The sequence below is a fragment of the Burkholderia gladioli genome, assembly GCF_000959725.1.
Taxonomy (GTDB): domain Bacteria; phylum Pseudomonadota; class Gammaproteobacteria; order Burkholderiales; family Burkholderiaceae; genus Burkholderia; species Burkholderia gladioli.
On the sequence record NZ_CP009322.1, the window covers coordinates 2,216,267 to 2,232,846 of the forward strand.

Annotated in this window: 14 protein-coding genes and 1 riboswitch; of the genes, 4 read left to right on the plus strand and 10 right to left on the minus strand. The window is 70.4% G+C overall.

The window, feature by feature from the left end; translation table 11 throughout:
* Positions 1-64: 64 nt before the first annotated feature.
* The 6 genes from BM43_RS09880 to BM43_RS09905 all read right to left on the minus strand — a co-directional run bounded on the left by BM43_RS09880 (position 65) and on the right by BM43_RS09905 (position 5,947).
* On the minus strand, positions 65-1,081 hold the full coding sequence (locus tag BM43_RS09880) for an NADP-dependent oxidoreductase (protein WP_036055702.1): 1,017 nt from the start codon (positions 1,079-1,081) through the stop codon (positions 65-67).
* Between the two features lie 127 nt (positions 1,082-1,208).
* Positions 1,209-2,003 (minus strand): SDR family oxidoreductase, encoded by a 795-nt coding sequence (locus BM43_RS09885; RefSeq protein WP_036036876.1) that lies wholly within the window; start codon positions 2,001-2,003, stop codon positions 1,209-1,211.
* 57 nt (positions 2,004-2,060) lie between these two features.
* Positions 2,061-2,831: an SDR family oxidoreductase gene (locus BM43_RS09890; protein ID WP_013690963.1), complete on the minus strand. Its 771-nt coding sequence runs from the start codon at positions 2,829-2,831 to the stop codon at positions 2,061-2,063.
* Between the two features lie 106 nt (positions 2,832-2,937).
* Positions 2,938-3,627, minus strand: a complete 690-nt coding sequence (locus BM43_RS09895; protein ID WP_036055701.1) for a histidine phosphatase family protein — start codon at positions 3,625-3,627, stop codon at positions 2,938-2,940.
* Positions 3,624-4,700, minus strand: a complete 1,077-nt coding sequence (locus BM43_RS09900; protein WP_036055700.1) for a phosphotransferase family protein — start codon at positions 4,698-4,700, stop codon at positions 3,624-3,626. Before BM43_RS09900 ends, BM43_RS09895 begins: the two co-directional genes overlap by 4 nt.
* On the minus strand, positions 4,697-5,947 hold the full coding sequence (locus BM43_RS09905; RefSeq protein WP_036055699.1) for an acyl-CoA dehydrogenase family protein: 1,251 nt from the start codon (positions 5,945-5,947) through the stop codon (positions 4,697-4,699). The genes BM43_RS09900 and BM43_RS09905 overlap by 4 nt, the downstream gene beginning before the upstream one ends.
* 144 nt (positions 5,948-6,091) lie before the next feature.
* Here BM43_RS09905 and BM43_RS09910 point away from each other — a divergent pair, with 144 nt between their 5' ends.
* Together BM43_RS09910 and BM43_RS09915 are read left to right on the plus strand one after the other, a co-directional pair.
* On the plus strand, positions 6,092-7,039 hold the full coding sequence (locus tag BM43_RS09910; RefSeq protein ID WP_036055698.1) for a LysR family transcriptional regulator: 948 nt from the start codon (positions 6,092-6,094) through the stop codon (positions 7,037-7,039).
* A 250-nt stretch (positions 7,040-7,289) separates the two neighbouring features.
* The gene (locus BM43_RS09915; RefSeq protein WP_013690968.1) at positions 7,290-7,691 is read left to right on the plus strand and encodes an OsmC family protein; all 402 of its coding nucleotides are present in this window, start codon (positions 7,290-7,292) and stop codon (positions 7,689-7,691) included.
* A 91-nt stretch (positions 7,692-7,782) separates the two neighbouring features.
* Here the strand turns inward: BM43_RS09915 and BM43_RS09920 are convergent, their stop codons facing one another.
* Positions 7,783-8,667 (minus strand): Dyp-type peroxidase, encoded by an 885-nt coding sequence (locus BM43_RS09920; protein WP_036055697.1) that lies wholly within the window; start codon positions 8,665-8,667, stop codon positions 7,783-7,785.
* Between the two features lie 568 nt (positions 8,668-9,235).
* Here BM43_RS09920 and BM43_RS09925 point away from each other — a divergent pair.
* Both BM43_RS09925 and BM43_RS09930 read left to right on the plus strand, forming a co-directional pair.
* A complete protein-coding gene (locus tag BM43_RS09925; protein WP_036055696.1) occupies positions 9,236-11,137 on the plus strand; it encodes an ABC transporter ATP-binding protein in 1,902 nt (633 codons plus the stop codon).
* A gap of 598 nt (positions 11,138-11,735) precedes the next feature.
* Complete coding sequence (locus BM43_RS09930; RefSeq protein WP_045577447.1) at positions 11,736-12,692, plus strand: CPBP family intramembrane glutamic endopeptidase; 957 nt, start codon at positions 11,736-11,738, stop codon at positions 12,690-12,692.
* A 143-nt stretch (positions 12,693-12,835) separates the two neighbouring features.
* Here BM43_RS09930 and BM43_RS09935 read toward each other — a convergent pair whose 3' ends face one another.
* The 3 genes from BM43_RS09935 to BM43_RS09945 form a co-directional block, all read right to left on the minus strand.
* The gene (locus BM43_RS09935; RefSeq protein ID WP_036055695.1) at positions 12,836-14,149 is read right to left on the minus strand and encodes a voltage-gated chloride channel family protein; all 1,314 of its coding nucleotides are present in this window, start codon (positions 14,147-14,149) and stop codon (positions 12,836-12,838) included.
* Positions 14,150-14,231: 82 nt separating this feature from the next.
* Positions 14,232-14,300, minus strand: a riboswitch (Fluoride riboswitch).
* Between the two features lie 161 nt (positions 14,301-14,461).
* Positions 14,462-14,647, minus strand: coding sequence for a CsbD family protein (locus tag BM43_RS09940; protein ID WP_013690973.1), 186 nt, complete (start codon positions 14,645-14,647; stop codon positions 14,462-14,464).
* 144 nt (positions 14,648-14,791) lie between these two features.
* Positions 14,792-16,417 (minus strand): helix-turn-helix transcriptional regulator, encoded by a 1,626-nt coding sequence (locus BM43_RS09945; protein WP_105851088.1) that lies wholly within the window; start codon positions 16,415-16,417, stop codon positions 14,792-14,794.
* Positions 16,418-16,580: the final 163 nt, after the last annotated feature.

Below are 16,580 nucleotides of genomic sequence, written 5' to 3' on the forward strand. Positions count from 1 at the left end.
TGCAAGCCACGGAGCAATCCGTGGCTTTTTTTTGCCTTCTTTTTGCCTCTCGGCGGCGCGGCCCTCAGGCGTCCTCGGCCACACGCAGCACGAGCTTGCCGACATGGCTGCCGTCGAACAGGCGATTGAGCACCTCGGGTGCGTTCTCCAGCCCCTCGGCGACGGTCTCCTCGGCCTTGATGCGCCCCTCGCTCAACCAGGCGGCCAGTTGCTGCACGGCCTCGCGATTCTTGCGGTAGTCGAGGATCAGGAAGCCGCGCATGCTGAGGCGCTTGGAGATCACCGTGCCGAAATCGTCGCCGGCGCGGCCGTTGTTGTTGTAGTTCGAGATCACGCCGCACAGCGCCACGCGCCCGCCGATCACCATGCGCGAGAGCACGGCGCGCATCACCTCGCCGCCCACGTTCTCGAAGTTCACGTGCACGCCGTCGGGCGTGGCGGCCTTCAGCGCGGCCTTGAAGTCGGGCGCCTTGTAGTCGACCGCGGCGTCGAAGCCGAGCGTCTCGGTCAGGTAGCGGCACTTCTGCGGGCCGCCGGCGATGCCGACCACGCGCGCGCCCTGGATCTTGCCGATCTGCCCCGCGATCGAGCCCACCGAGCCGGCCGCCGCCGACACCACCAGGGTCTCGCCCGGCTGCACCGGCGCGATGTCGGTCAGTCCGTAATAGGCGGTCAGGCCGCTCATGCCGCAGGCGCCGAGCAGGGTCGGCAGCGGCAGGCCCACCTCGGGCAGCCGGGTCAGCCTGGGCACCTCGTCGGCGAGCACGTGGGCATAGTCCTGCCAGCCCACCAGCCCCTGCACCAGGTCGCCGACCGCGAACTTGTCGGCGCGCGAGGCGACCACCCGGCCGAGGCCGAGCGCGCGCATGGTCTCGCCGATCGCCACCGGCGGCAGGTATTGCGGGATGTCGCTCATCCAGACCCGGTTGGTCGGGTCCATCGACAGATAGAGCACGCGCACCAGCACCTCGCCCTCGCCCAGTTCGGGCAGCGGCGCTTCGACGAGCGAGAAATGTTCGGCGCCGACGCGCCCTTCGGGGCGCGCCTTCAGGCGCAACTGGCGGTTGAGGGTTGCGGACATCGTGCCTCCTCGGCTTGACTGTTCGACTGCGGCGCCCGGCGCGAACGCGCCCGGCAGCGGGTGGATTGGATGGCGGTGCGCGATGCGGGCGATGCAGGCGATGCACGCTACGCAGGCGCGCCGCCGCTTACATCGCGCACAGGCCGCCGTCGATCACCAGCTCGGCGCCGGTCACGTAGCGGCTCTCGTCCGAGGCCAGGTAGATCGCCGCGTAGGCGACGTCGTCGGGCTCGCCCAGGCGGCCCATCGGCACGCCGCGCACCAGCTTGCGGGTGGCCGCGCTCTCGCCGAGCTGCGCGAAGAAGGGCTCGACGATGCCGGTGCGGATGAACGAGGGATGCAGCGAATTGCAGCGCACGCCGGTCTGCTTGCGCGCGCAGTCGACCGCGATCGACTTGGTTAGCGAGGCCACCGCCGCCTTCGAGGCGTTGTAGGCGGTGTACTCGGGCTCGTGCTTGAAGGCTGCCACCGAGGACACGTTGATGATCGAGGCCGGCTGACTGTCGCGCAGGAACGGCAGCGCATGGCGCACGCCCAGCACGATGCTCTCGACGTTGACGTCCATCACGCGGCGCCACTCCTTCTGCTCGATCTGCTCGACCGTGCCGAGCGAGCCGATCCCGGCATTGTTGACCAGCACCGACAGCGCGCCCATCGCGCCATTGGCCTCAGCGGCCAGTGCCTGCCAGCGCGCGTCGTCGCGCACGTCCTGCTCGGCCGACCAGGCCACGCGCGCGCCGGCCGCCTCGTTGAGCTGCGCGGCCAGCGCCTCGAGCGCCTCGCGCTGCGCGGCCACGTCGGTCAGGAACAGCTTCGCGCCGTGCTCGGCCATGCGCGTCGCAATCGCGCGTCCCAGCCCTCCCGTCGCGCCGGTGATCCAGGCGCACTTGCCCGCCAGCCGCGGGGTTCCGATCGTCGTCATGGGTTCTCTCCTCCTTGCTGTTGTCCGCATGCGGCGCCCTCGCGCCGCGCGTCGCCACTATACCGACAGATATCCGCCGTCCACGTTGAGCACCGCGCCGGTGGTGTAGCTCGACGCGCCCGAGGCCAGGAACAGGATCGCGCCGGCCATCTCGGAGGGCGCCGCGACGCGACGCATCGGCACGTGGGCCAGCACCTGCTCGAGCACGGCCGGGTTCTTGGTCAGCGCCGAGGCGAACCTGGTGTCGGTCAGGCCCGGCAGCAGCGCGTTGCAGCGCACGCCGTCGGCCGCGCATTCGATCGCGAAGGCCTTGGTCATCGAGATCACCGCGGCCTTGGTGATCGAATAGATGCCCTGCTTGTCGCCGGGGATCACGCCGTTGACCGAGGCCACGTTGACGATCGCCCCGCCGCCATTTGCCGCCATCCGGCGCGCGCCGTGCGAGGACATGAAGAAGTAGCCGCGGATATTGACGTCGACGGTCTTCTGGAACGCATCGACGCCAGTGTCGACGATCGGGCCGTAATAGGGATTGGCGGCCGCGTTGTTGACCAGCACGTCGAGCCGGCCATGCTTCGCGTCGATCGCGGCGTAGAGCGCCTCGATCTGCTCGAGTTCGCCGATATGGCAGGCGGCGGCCTCGGCCGAGCCGCCGTCGGCGACGATCGCCTCGGCCACGCGCCGGCAGTCGTCGATACGGCGGCTGGCGACGATCACGTGCGCGCCGAAGGCGGCCAGCAGGCGCGCGGCCTCCTCGCCGATGCCGCGGCTCGCGCCGCTGACGACGGCGATCTTGCCGGACAGGTCGAACAGATTGGGTGCAGTCATCGTGGGATGTTCCGATGGAGTTGACGGAAAAGGCAGCGGCACGCGCCGCGCGCACGAAGCGGCGGCGCGTTGCACGGCATGCAGCCGAGGGACGATCGCGTCGGCATCAGCGATGCGTCACCAGCGCGGCGTCGGCGGCGGTATCGAGATGCGGCCACGCGTTGTAGGTGACGAGCTGGGCGCCGCGCCGGCCGGTGCGGATCCGCGACACGCTGGTATTGACCAGCGGCCAGGCGAAATCGAAGGCCCGCTGCGGGTCGGCGCCGGCCAGCAGGGTGGCGATCACGGCGATCGGGCCGCCCGAGGACACCACCCAGACTTCCTCGGCGCTCTCCTTGGCGAGCGTGTCCCAGGCCGCCAGCACCGCGGCGCGGAAGGCCGGCCAGGCGAGCGTGTAGTCGCCGTCGGCCTGGCCCGAGGTCCAGCGCGCCACGGCCGCCGAGAACAGCGCCTGGAACGCGCGGCGCGGGTCGCCCGAGGCGGCCAGCTCGGCCAGCAGCGCCTCGCGCGAGGCCAGCTCGGGTCGCAGGCGCGCCACCAGTTCGTCGGAATCGAGTTCGTCGAGGCCGGGCAGCACGCGGATCGGCGGCTCGATGCCGGCCGCCCGCGCGGCCAGCGTCGCCGTCTGCGCGTGGCGGCGCAGCGTGCCGGTGAAGATCGCGCCGGGCCGGCCGCCGCGCGCCGCCATCCAGGCGCCGAGCTTGCCGGCCTGGGTCTCGCCGCGCGAGGACAGGCAATCGTAGTCGGCCGCGTCGAAGCTGGCCTGCGCGTGGCGGATCAGGAAGATCTCGCTCATCGCCACGCTCTGGCCGCCTCGATGCGCGCGCGGCAGCGCAGCGTCAGGTAGCGCACCGCGTCGCCGAAGCCCGCGAAGGCCGGGTTGGTGGTCTGGCCGAGCACGTAGCGGCGGTAGATCTGCTGGATGATGCCCATCAGCCGGAACAGGCCGAACACCTCGTAGAAGGCGAAACCGCCGATCTCGGTGCCGGTGCGCTCGCCGTAGTGCGCCACCAGCTCGGCGCGCGTCATCATGCCGGGCGCGTGGGTCGGCTGGCGGCGCATCGCGCGGAACGGCGCCTCGTCGTCGGCCTGCACCCAGTAGGCGAGCGAGCCGCCCAGGTCCATCAGCGGATCGCCGAGCGTGGCCATCTCCCAGTCGAGCACGCCGACGATGCGCAGCGGGTCCCGCGGATCGAGCACCACGTTGTCGAAGCGGTAGTCGTTGTGGATCACGCAGAGCCGCCCGTCGCGCGCCGGCCGGTTCACCTCCAGCCAGCCCGTCACGTCCTCGGCGGGATCGGTGCCGTCGGTCAGCGCGCGCTGCCAGCGCTCGCGCCAGCCGCTCACCTGCCGCGCCACGTAGCCTTCGCCGCGGCCGAAGGCGGCGATCGCCGGCGCCGAGGCGTCCACCGCGTGCAGCTCCACCAGCCGCTCGACGAAACTCTCGCAGAGCCGCCGCGTGCCGGCCGCGTCGAGCCCGAGCTCGGGCGGCAGGTCGCGCCGCAGGATCACCCCGGCCAGTCGCTCCATCACGTAGAACTCCGAACCGATCAGCGAGGCGTCGTCGCAGCGCGCGACGATGCCGGGCACGTAGGGATAGGCTGGCTTGAGCGCGGCCATCACGGCGGCCTCGCGCAGCATGTCGTGGGCCGAGCCCGCCTTCGCGCCGGCCGGCGGGCGGCGCAGCACCAGCTCGCGATCGGGATAGCCGAGCAGGTAGGTCAGGTTCGAGGCGCCACCATGGAACTGGCGGATCTCGGGCGTGCCTGCCAGGCCGGGCACCTGCGCCTTGAGGAATGCGTCGAGCCTTGCCGCGTCGAGCCGGTCCTCGTCGCGCACCTCGCGGGCGCCGTCGATCGGCGCGCTCATGCCGCGGCTCCCGCGCGACGGCTCGCCTGCTCACCGGCCTGGCGCTTGAACTCGAGCTTGGCGACCACTCCGCGATGCACCTCGTCGGGCCCGTCGGCCAGACGCAGCACGCGCGCATAGGCATACAGGTGGGTCAGCGGCACGTCGTCGGACACGCCCGCGCCGCCGTGGATCTGGATCGCCGCGTCGGCGGCCTGCTGGGCCACCGCCGGCACCACCACCTTGATCTGCGAGATCAGGCTCAAGGCTGCCTTGACGCCCTGCGTGTCGATGGTCCAGGCGGCCTTCAGCGTCAGCAGGCGCGCCTGGTCTATCGCCATGCGCAGGTTCGCGACGATGTCGGCATTGCCGCCCAGCGCCGCCAGCGGCTTGCCGAACGCGGTGCGCGAGGCGGCCCGCTCGCACAGCAGGCCCAGCGCGCGTTCGGCGGCGCCCAGCGCGCGCATGCAGTGATGGATGCGGCCCGGCCCGAGCCGGCCCTGGGCGATCTCGAAGCCGCGCCCGGGGCCGAGGATCACGTTCGAGGCCGGCACCCGCACCTGGTCGAACACCACCTCGCCATGGCCCGAGGGCTCGTCGTAATGATGGAAGGCCGGCAGCATGCGCTCGATGCGCACGCCCTTCGCGTCGAGCGGGCAGATCACCATGGTGTGGCGGCGATGCGGCTCCGCCCCGGCATCGGTCAGGCCCATGAAGATCGCGACCCGCGCATGCGGATGGCCGATCCCGGTCGACCACCACTTGCGGCCGTTCAGCACGAACTCGTCGCCGTCGGGCGTCGCGGTGGCGCGCATGTTGGTGGCGTCCGACGAGGCCACCTCGGGCTCGGTCATGCAGAATGCCGAGCGGATCTCGCCGGCCAGCAGCGGCGCGAGCCAGCGCGCCTGCTGCCCGGGCGTGCCGTAGCGCGCCAGCACCTCCATGTTGCCGGTGTCGGGCGCGTTGCAGTTGAACACCTCGGGCGCGATGAAGGAATGGCCCATGATCTCGGCGAGCGGCGCGTACTCGGCATTGGACAGCCCCGCGCCGCCGTGCTCGGCCTCGGGCAGGAACAGGTTCCAGAGGCCGGCGGCGCGCGCCTTCTGCTTGAGCGCCTCCATCACGGGCGGCTGGCGCCATTGCCGCCAGTCGGCGCCGCCGGTCAGTTCGGCGGCATAGTGCGCCTCGGCGGGCGCGATCTCGTCGCGCATGAAGCGGCTCAGTCGGTCGGCGAAATCCTGGCTGCGAGCGGTCGGCGTGAAGTCCATGGCATCGTTCCGGTTGAAGTGGCACTCAATCTACGCCGATCCCGCCGATCGATGAAATGAATGTTCTTCATGTCAGGTCATCAAAGGGATTAATATGCTGGCTTCCCTTTCGCCCGCTGCGGCCCGTCGCCGGCCGCCCGCCCCGTGAGCTCCGACCTGCGCCTCGACCTCAACCTGTTCCGCGTGCTCGACGCGATCCACAGCCATGGCGGGATCAGCGCGGCCGCGCGCACCCTGCACCTGACCCAGCCCGCCGTCACGCACGCGCTGAACCGGCTGCGCGCGCATTTCGACGATCCGCTGTTCGTGCGCCAGGGCAATCGCATGACGCCCACCGAGCGCACCCGCGCCATGATCGGCGAGGTGCAGCGACACCTGAAGGGCCTGCAGGCGGCCGCGCAGGCACAGGCGAGGTTCGATCCCGCCACGCTCGAGCAGCGCTTCGTGGTGGGCATCCGCGACGTGCTCGAGTCGATCGCGCTGCCGCAATTGGTGGAGCGGCTCGCGCGCGAGGCGCCGCGCATCACCGTGGTCAGCCGGCGCATCGTGCTGGCCGAGGTGGGCCGCGAGATCGCCGGCGGCCAGCTCGACCTGGCGATCGACCGGCGCGTGCCGACCGGGCCGCAGATCGTGCGCGAGCCGCTGGTCGACGACGCGCTCGCCGTGGTGCTGCGCCGCGATCATCCGCTCACGCAGGGCCCGCTGCGCCGCGCCGAGTATTTCGCGGCGCGCCATGTGACGGTCTCGCCGCTCGGCGAGCCGAATTCGCTCGACGTCCTGCTGGCCGCCGACGGCCGCTTTCGCCGCATCCAGCTGGTCTGCCAGCACTATTTCGCGGCCTGCCAGATCGCGGCGGCGGGCGACCTGCTGCTGACCCTGCCGCGCTCCTACGCGCGGCGCATGGCGGCGCTGCTGCCGATCGTCGTCAGGCCGCTGCCGCTGCGCGTGAAGCCCTATGCGATCCAGGCCTACTGGCACGAGTCGCGCGACGGCGACGGCGCGCATCGCTGGTTTCGCGAGCGGGTGGCGCAGATCGTGCGCGAGGCGGCCACCGGCGAGGCCGGTGCCGTTGGCGAGGACGAAGCCGGCTGAGGCGGCTGAGGCGGCTGAGGTGGCTGAGGTGGCTGAGGTGGCTGAGGTGGCTGAGGTGGCGGCAACTGGAACGGCCGCCGCCGCGCCGTGGCCGGCAGCGACACCACATCCTGGCGGCAAGACGTTTATGCTTCGAGGGCGCGAGCACGCATCGCGGGCTGCGAATCCGGCCGACCGCGATGCGCCGCTCGCCGAAGCCAGCACCGAACCCATCGCCGCATCACCGCATCACGACGAACCGAGGAATGCCATGCCCCTGATCCACGCCGCAGCCGAGCTGGCTGCCGATGCCCCGAACTATCTCGTCGACATCCAGGCCGGCGCCCATCGCTTCCAGGGCGACGAGGCCGAACGCGAGGGCGGCCGCGGCGCCGGCCCCGCGCCCTACGAGCTGCTGCTGGCGAGCCTCTGCCAATGCACCGTGGCGACGCTGCGCATGTACATGCAGCGCAAGGAATGGCCGGCCGTGAAGCTGCACGCGCATGCCGAGCTGCACGCGGACCGCGACGGCGCGCAATACGTGCGTCGCACCATCACGGTCGACGGCGAGCTGGAGGAGGCGCAGCGCGCGCGGCTCGGCGAGATCGCCGAGAAGACGCCGCTCACGCTGTTCATCAAGCGCGGCACGCGCATCGAAACCACCTTGCGCTGAAGCACCGGCATGAAAAATCCGCGCGACCAGGCATGCAAGCTGGTCGCGCGGTGTGTCCCTGGCACGGGGCGACGCCGCCCCGCCCGCCTCGTCAGATGCCGAGCGCCGACAGATCGGGCTTGCCGTCCTCACCCGCCGGCGGGCACCAGAAGAACGCGCCCGTGATCGGCTGGGTGAAGCGGAACAGCCCGTCGAGCACGCCGTCGGTGGCGCCCACCATGCGCCGCATCTGCACCTCGAAGGCCCGGAACGAGTGGCCGAAGGCGACGAAATAGAGGCCCGCGCGGCGCTCGTCGGCCCACGGCGCCGAGCGGCGCAGCACCTTGGCCTCGGGCGTGAAGCTCTCCTGCTCGGTGCGCTTGACGTGCGCATAGGCCGGCGCGTCCTCCAGCTCCTCGTTGTCCGACTTGCGGCGGCCGACGATGCGATCCATCTCATCGCCCGGAATCGCCTCCATCGACGGGAAATCGTGCACCCATTGCTGCACGGCCACGAAGCTCGCGCCGTCCAGGCCCGGGCCCTTGCCGCTCACGAAGGCGGTCTCCACGGCTTCCTCGGCTTCGGGATTCTCGGTGCCGTCCTCGTAGCCGGACAGGTCGCGATCGTCGGCATAGCGGAACGCATTGGCGGCGCTGTCGAGCACGAAGGCCGGCGCCAGCAGCTTCTCGATCGCGCGCGAACGCAGCGTGATCTCGCCATGATCCTCGCCGCGCAGCCAGATCCACAGCGCCACCTGGGTGGACGGCACCGGCGCGCCCGGCTTCGACATATCCGGGAACGGCTTGAGCCCATCGATCTTGCGGTCGAGCCCCTGCACCAGCGAGGGACCGAAGCCGACCACCGTGTGCGCCGTGTCGATCGCCTCGCGCAGCGCGCCGAGCGCGCGCACGACGTCCTCGGCGCGGGCGGTCTGGAACGAGAGATAGCGGTTGGCCGACGGAAGCGGCGCCAGGATGCCCTGCTGGAAGGTGCTCATCGTGATGTGGGTCTTTTCGGTGGATGCGGGATGCGGGGATGCGGGAATTCGAGGGCCGGATTGTCCCATACCTCGCACGCAGCGCCCAAGGCAGGCGAACGGCGGCGCGGCGACGCCGCGTGTCGCATCGGCAACACAAGCCCCAGCCGACGCTTGGCAGCGCCTCCCGCCTGTGTTTACAATCGCGGTCATGGGGCAAAATGTCGCCCCAAGAAAGTCGTAGTCCAGCGCGAGCGGCGCCTGCCCCGCGCGTTTCCCATCCACGCTCCATCCATTCACGTTCAAGGGAGGTCAGAGATGATGCATCACATGCCATCCACGAGTGGCTTCCCGAACGCCGTCCGACAAGGCACCTGCTAGGTCCCTTGCACGCGACGGGCTTCCGAGGCCCGTCCGTCCGCAGTTCTCCCGGTCGTCCGTTCCTGTATCGCCCCGCGCGAGCGTCGTGCCTTTGCGTTCGCGCCGCCGCCTGGTTTCGTTGCCTCGACGAGCCCGGCGGCATCGACGACCCGTTCGTTACCGACAATTGACAAGTCCTGGCGCACACAATGCGACCAGGCCACGACACATGATCCAACACACCGATCGTCACGGCAGCCGGCCGTTCAACGACGTGCTCGGCTTCACGTTCCGCCACTGGCGCCGCCAACCCGCGCGCGCCCTCGCGGTCGCCCTGTTCGCCCTGCTCGCCGCGCTCGGCGACGTCCTCACCCCGCTGTTCGCCGGCAAGCTGGTGGACGCGGTCTCGCTCGGCCTGACCGACCGCGCGGCGGCCTGGAGCGCCGCCCTGCACGCGTTCACGATCCTGATCGCGCTGGGCATCGCCGCCACCCTGCTGCGCCAGGCGATGTTCATGAACATCATCGTGCTGACGCTGCGCATGATGAGCGAGATCTCGGCGGGCGCCTTCCATCGCGTGCAGCGCTTCTCCACCGATTGGCACGCCAACAGCTTCGCCGGCTCCACGGTGCGCAAGATCACGCGCGGCATGTGGGCGCTCGACCTGCTCAACGACACGCTGCTGGTGGCGCTGCTGCCCTCGGTGGTGATGCTCGGCGGCGCCACCCTGCTGCTCGGCTGGCACTGGCCCGTGATGGGGCTGGTGGTGGGCGCGGGCTCGCTGCTGTTCATCGCCATCACGGTGGGGCTCTCGCTGGGCGTGATCGCGCCGGCCGCGCGCCTGGGCAATGCCTGGGACACGCGGCTGGGCGGCGCGCTGGCCGATTCGGTCAGCTGCAACGCGGTGGTCAAGGCCTTCGGCGCCGAGACGCGCGAGGAAGCGCGCATCGGCCGGGTGATCGGCAAGTGGCGGCTGCGCACGCGCCGCACCTGGATCCGCGGCACCCTCAGCGGCGGCCTGCAGGGCACCCTGCTGGTGCTGATGCAGGCGGCCATCCTGGGCTCGGCGCTGTGGCTCTGGTCGCATGATCGCGCCAGCGTGGGCGACATCGCCTTCGCGCTGACCATGTTCTTCATGCTGCAGGGTTACCTGCGCGACATCGGCATGCATATCCGCAACCTGCAGCGCTCGGTCAACGACATGGAGGAACTGGTGGCGCTGGAACGCCAGCCGCTCGGCATCGACGATGCGCCCGACGCGCGGCCGATCGCGATCACGCGCGGCGAGATCCGCTTCGATCGCGTGACCTTCCGCTACGGGCCGCGCAGCGCGCCGCTGTACTCGGACTTCTCGCTGCGCATCGCGCCGGGCGAGCGGATCGGGCTGGTGGGCCATTCGGGCTCGGGCAAGACCTCGTTCATCAAGCTGATCCAGCGGCTCTACGACATCGACGGCGGCCGGATCCTGATCGACGGGCAGGACATCGCGAAGGTCACGCAGGAATCGCTGCGCAACCATATCGCGATCGTCCAGCAGGAGCCGGTGCTGTTCCACCGCTCGCTGGCGGACAACATCGCCTATGCGCGCCCCGAGGCGACGCGCGACGAGATCATCCGCGCCGCGACGCTGGCCAGCGCGCACGGCTTCATCTCGGAGCTGCCGGAAGGCTATGACACGCTGGTCGGCGAGCGCGGCGTGAAGCTGTCGGGCGGCGAGCGCCAGCGCGTGGCGATCGCGCGCGCGTTCCTCGCCAACGCGCCGATCCTGATCCTCGACGAGGCCACCTCGAGCCTGGACAGCGAGAGCGAGCTGCTGATCCAGCAGGCCATGGAGCGGCTGATGGTGGGGCGCACCACCATCGTGGTGGCGCACCGGCTGTCGACCGTGCGTTCGCTGGACCGCCTGCTGGTGCTCGATCGCGGCCGCGTGATCGAGGAAGGCGATCACGACGCGCTGATCCGCATCGAGGGCGGCGTCTACCGGCGCCTGTTCGAGCGCCAGGCGCTCGAGCTCGCCAAGGGGCTGATCGAGCAGACCGGCGGTTACGGCATCGACCGGCTCGGCTCCCGCGTGGCCGCCGGTGCCGACGGCCACGTGCAGCCGCTGGTACGCGATACGGTCGCGAAGTAGGCGCGGGTTCGCATTACCGCGTACTCGCCACGGGGCGGTAGCCGAAAGCTGCCGCCCCGTTTTTCATGGCCGTCGATGCTTCGCAGTCCTCGCTGCCTCGCGCATTGATTCGGCATTCTCGCGAGTCGCCGACTTTCGACTCGCTTTCCATCTCTTTTCGAATTCAATCGAATCGTCCACCGTTTCGCCGGGAAATCGTCATGCGATTTTTTCAAGCGGCTTTCACTGCTTCAAAATCCGCGCCAAGCGCTTCATGGCGACACGCTCTCGACAATACTCCCGGCCTTTCCCGAAATATTTTTTTGTGTCGTTTTGTCGGTCGGCCAAATCTCACCGACAATCTCGCGACACCTTGCCGGCCAGTCCCATCATGGCTTCGAGCGATACGCCGCGCACTCGACCGGCATCCGGAACCGGCAGTAAGACAGAGCGGCGCATTGACGATTTTCACATGCCTATACCATTCATCGCGGATGATCCACATAATCACGGTAACTCGCGGACAGGCATAAAGTGCCTTCAAAAAGCCTACAAGGCTTATCCATTACCGTTTTCGACATCCATTCAAAGACGAGGACATGACCCGGTGAAAGACGTGATGACCACCGACCGATCCCGCCCCCCGACGTTCGCGCGTTTCAGCCGTCTGTGGTTCGGCCCCGTCGGGCTGCGCACGGGGTGGGCCGCGCTGCTGTATGCCGCGATCGTCGCCGTGCTGATGGCCGGCGCGGACTGGCTCGCGCGCCGCCTCGGCCTGCCGTTCCGCCTGCAGGGCGAAGTGAGCGCCGCGCACCAGGTAGTGTTCGAACTGGCGATGTGCGGCGCGGTGCTGGTCGCCACCCGCGTGATGAGCCGCATCGATCGCCGCGCCTGGCTCGATTTCGGCCTGCGCGCGCCGCGCCGCCTGCAGCACCTGCTGCTCGGCGGCGCCTGCGGGCTGGCCGCGGTATCGGCCATCATGGCGCTGCTGGTGGCCACCGGCGGCGCCACGCTCGCCTATTCCGGCATGAGCCTGGCCGCGGCCCTGGAAGCGGGCCTGATGTGGGCCTTCGCCTTCGCGCTGGTGGCCGCCGCCGAGGAACTCGCGTTCCGCGGCTACCTGTTCTTCCGCCTCGCGCAGGGCATCCCGCCGACCGCGGCCGCCGTGCTGACCTCGCTCGCCTTCGGGCTCGCGCACATGTCCAACCACGGCGAGAACATGGCCGGCATCGTGCCGGTGGTGATCTACGGTTTTGTCGCCTGCCTGGCGATCTGGCGCACCGGCTCGCTGTGGTGGGTGTTCGGCGTGCACGCCACCTGGGACTGGTCGGAATCCTTCCTGTTCGGCGCGCCCAACAGCGGGCTGGTACCCGGCAGCAGCCTGCTGGAAAGCCATGCGATCGGCCCGGTCTGGCTGAGCGGCGGCACGGTCGGCCCGGAGGGCAGCGTGCTGGTGTTCCCGGCGCTCGGCGCGCTGGCCTGGGTGGCCTGGCGCGCCCTGCCCGCCACCGGCGACGCCGCGCGCGCGGCGGCCGGCACGCGGCCGGGCCGGGGTCGCGCGGGTCGCGCCGGCTGACGCCTCGAAGGCGCCGGCGGCAGCCGCAGGCCCGGCTCCGGCGTCGATGCGCTCGCGCCGGCTGCCTCGCGCGAACTTCGCCGCCGGTGCCGCCGGTGCCGATTTACCCTGCAGTCCTCAGCATCGAACGGCATGGCCCCGCCTCAGGCCGGCTCACGCTCGCTCTCCCGCTTGGGCTCCGTCGCCGGCCGCCGCAGCGCCGCGTCGGCGAGCCGCCCGCCCGCGCTGAGCCAGGGATGCTTGGCATGGCCGATGCGCTGCGCGCGATAGATGCCGGTGTGCCCCGAGAACAGGTAGGCGATCACGCAGGCCAGCGCGGCGAACATCCCGATCGGCGCGCCGAACAGCTCGATCGCCATGATCGTCGAGGCGATCGGCGTATTGGCCGCGCCCGCGAACACCGCGACGAAACCGAGCGCCGCCAGCACCGGCAAGGGCAGCGCGAGCAGGTGCGAGAGCGCGTTGCCGAGCGTCGCGCCGATGTAGAACAGCGGCGTCACCTCGCCGCCCTTGAAGCCGGCCGCGAGCGTGAGCACCGTGAAGCCGAACTTGCCGGCGAAGTCGTAGACCGGCAAGGGCCCGCGAAAGGCCGCCTCGATGGTGGGAATGCCGAGTCCGAGATATTGCGGCACGGCCAGCACGCTGCCGGCCAGCGCCACCAGCACGCCGCCTGCCATCGGCCGCAGCGGCCCGTAGGGAATCCAGCGCTTGAAGCGCGCGCCGAGCGCGTGCGTGGCATCGGCGAACAGCATGCCCACCACGCCGAAGGCGACACCCGCGACGATCGCCGAGCCGGCCGTGGCCAGGCCCATCGGCGGCACGTAGGGCACCGGGTAGACGGGATGGTGGATGCCCCACAGCCGGCACACCAGGTCGGCGACGATCGCCGCCGCCACGCAGGGAAACAGCGCGTCGTAGCGCAGGCGGCCGATCGCCAGCACCTCCAGCCCGAACACCGCGCCCGCCAGCGGCGTGCCGAACACCGAGGAAAAACCCGCGGCGATGCCGGCCATCAACAGGATGCGCCGCGTCTCGGCATCGACGCGCAGGATTCGCGCGACGCGATCGGCCAGCGCCCCGCCCATCTGCACGGCGGTGCCCTCGCGCCCCGCCGAGCCGCCGAACAGGTGCGTGACCACGGTGGCGATCATCACCAGCGGCGCCATGCGGGTGGGCACCGCGCGCGCCGGATCGTGGATCTCGTCGATCAGCAGGTTGTTGCCGCCCTCCACCGAGCTGCCGATGCGCAGGTAGACCCAACCCATGGCGAAGCCACCCAGCGGCAGCAGCCACAGCAGCCAGGGATGCGCCAGGCGCGTGCCGGTGGCGAGATCGAGCAGGTAGAGGAACAGGGCGGAAGCAGAGCCGGCCAACGCGCCGACCAGGCTCGACAGCACGAGCCAGCGGCCGAGCGCGCGCAGCATCGCGACTTGCTCGACGGATTCGAAAGCTTTCATGGTTTCCAGATTCGACGGGACATCAAACCTGGGCGGCAGGACGCCGCTTGTCGTCAAGACGGCCTACGACCTCCTGTACCCAGGATGCGTAGGCATCATCAGCCGGCTGACCGGCGGTTGTGTACGGAGGAATGCCATCTCCGGCAAGCACGGATTGTACGCGAAGTGCAGGCGAAAAAAATGCGGCGGCATCGAAATCGCCGCCGCGACGCGGAGCGCATCGGCTCGCGCGGCCTGCCTTTCGCAATGCTTAGCCGTTGCCGCCGGCGGCCCCGCCGCGCGGCATGCGCGGCGGGGCCGGGCGCTCGAACCTCAGTGCAGGTCCGAATGCTTGCGGATCGCGTCGGCGGTCTGGCCCGCCTTCTCCTGCAGCTTGCCCTGGGTCTTCTCGGCGACACCTTCCGCCTCGGTCTTGCGGTCGCCCGTCACCTTGCCGAGCGCCTCCTTCATCGAACCCTTCACCTGCTTGAGCTTGCCGTCAATACGATTCTTGTCCATGGTCGACTCCTTGAGGGATTCATCGGGACCGGCCGCGCGGGCCAGGGCCGCGCGCCGGGGGAGTCACCATCTTCGCAACGCGCGGCCGCCGCGAGCAGATGCAGATGGGCCAGCGCTTTTAGTGCATTCGCACCGGCCCGATGTTCAGCGCGCGGCCCGTCCGCGCGGCGTGCGCGCCGCGCCGGTGGCCTTGGCGGCGGGTTTCGCGGCCGGTTGCTGCACCGCGGCAGGCGCCCCGGTCGGGGCGGGCGCCGCGGCCTCCACCGCGCCGACGATACCCCGCTCGCGCGCCCACACGATCGCCTCTCCGCGGCTATGCACGTCGAGCTTGTTGTAGATGGTCGAGACGTGGTTGCGCACCGTGTTCGGCGCGAGCCCGAGCCGGTTGGCGATCTCCTTGTCGGGCAGGCCGTGGCAGAGCAGGTCGAACACGTCGCGCTCGCGCGCGGTCAGGTCGGCGAGCTGGGCGCCGGCATCGGGTGCCTTGTCACGGCGCACGTTGGCCAGCTTCTCGATCAGGGTGCGGCTGAACCAGGAGGCGTCCTGCATCGCCGTCTCGATGGCCTGGATCAACTCCATCTCGGTGCGCTTGCGCTCGCTGATGTCGAGCAGCGCGAGCAGCAGGCAGTCCTGTCCGTGGATCGCCACCATGTCGGCCGACACCAGGCAGTCGCGCGGCTCGCCGTCATGCCGGAGCACGCGCGCATCGCGCATCCGCACCGCACCCTCGCGGCCGATCGCGTCGACGATCTCGCGCTGCATGCCCGGCTCGGCCCACAAGCCGATCTCCTCGGCCGAGCGGCCCAGCACCTCGTGCTGCGCATGGCCGGTCATGGCGGCGAAGGCCTCGTTGCAGTCGAGGATCTCGCAGCCGCCGGCGGTCAGTATCGCCATCGCCACCGGCGCCATCCGGAACGCCTTGGCGAAGCGCTCCTCGCTCTGGCGCAGCGCGGTCTCGGCCAGCCGGCGCGGCTGCAGGTCGGTGAACGTGAACAGCATGCAGGCGTGCTCGCCCATGTCGATCGGCTGGCCCGACACGATCACCGCGTGGTCGCCGCCGTCGGCGCGGCGCAGCAGCGCCTCCATCGGCGGGATCGACATGCCGTCGCCGAGCCGCTCGATCGCCAGCTCGCGCCGCTCGGCGCGATCGAACACGTCGAGCTCGTAGACCGAGCGGCCGATCACCGCCGCCTCGCTGGCCTGGCCGGTGATGTCGAGGAAACCCTGGTTGACCTTCACGTAGCGGAAGTCGTCGAGCCGGCAGATCGCGGCGGGCGCCGGATTGGCGTTGAAGGTGCGTTCGAAGCGCTGCTCGGCGCTGGCCCAGTCGGTGGCGTCGTGCAGCACCAGCGCCAGGCAGTCGGGCTCGCCCGCCGCGTTGGTCAGCACCAGGCTGCGGATCCGGTGGACCCAGCGCAGCCGGTCGTCGGTGGCCGATTCGACCTCCACCGTCACGTCGCTGAACTGCTCGCCGCTGATCACGCGATCGATCGGATACTGGCCCTGCCGGACCGGGTCGTGGTTGGTGTCGCGCAGCCGGAAGCGCTCGCGATACTCGGTCACGTCGGCGCCCAGTTCGGCAAGGCTGGCCGCGCCGTGCATGGCCAGCGCCGCCTCGTTGGCCCACACGATGCGCTGGTCCGGCTCGACCAGGATCACGCCCTCGGTCAGCCCGGCGATGATCTGGTGCAGTTGGCGGCGGTCGGTATGTGTCTTCAGTGCCTGCTCGTCGGGCGGCGCTGGCTGGAATTCGGCGGCGGGTCGGTTCATCGATGACAGAAGCATGGCTGGCGCGGTCGGGTAAATCGGCAAGAATCGGCCGCGCCGGCACTGTAAAAATTGCACGCCCCGGCGCGGCCCGGCCGCCGCGCGGGCTTGCGGGAACGTCCGGCAAGCCGCCGCGAGGCGGGCTGTCGCAAGGATCGAGCAAGTT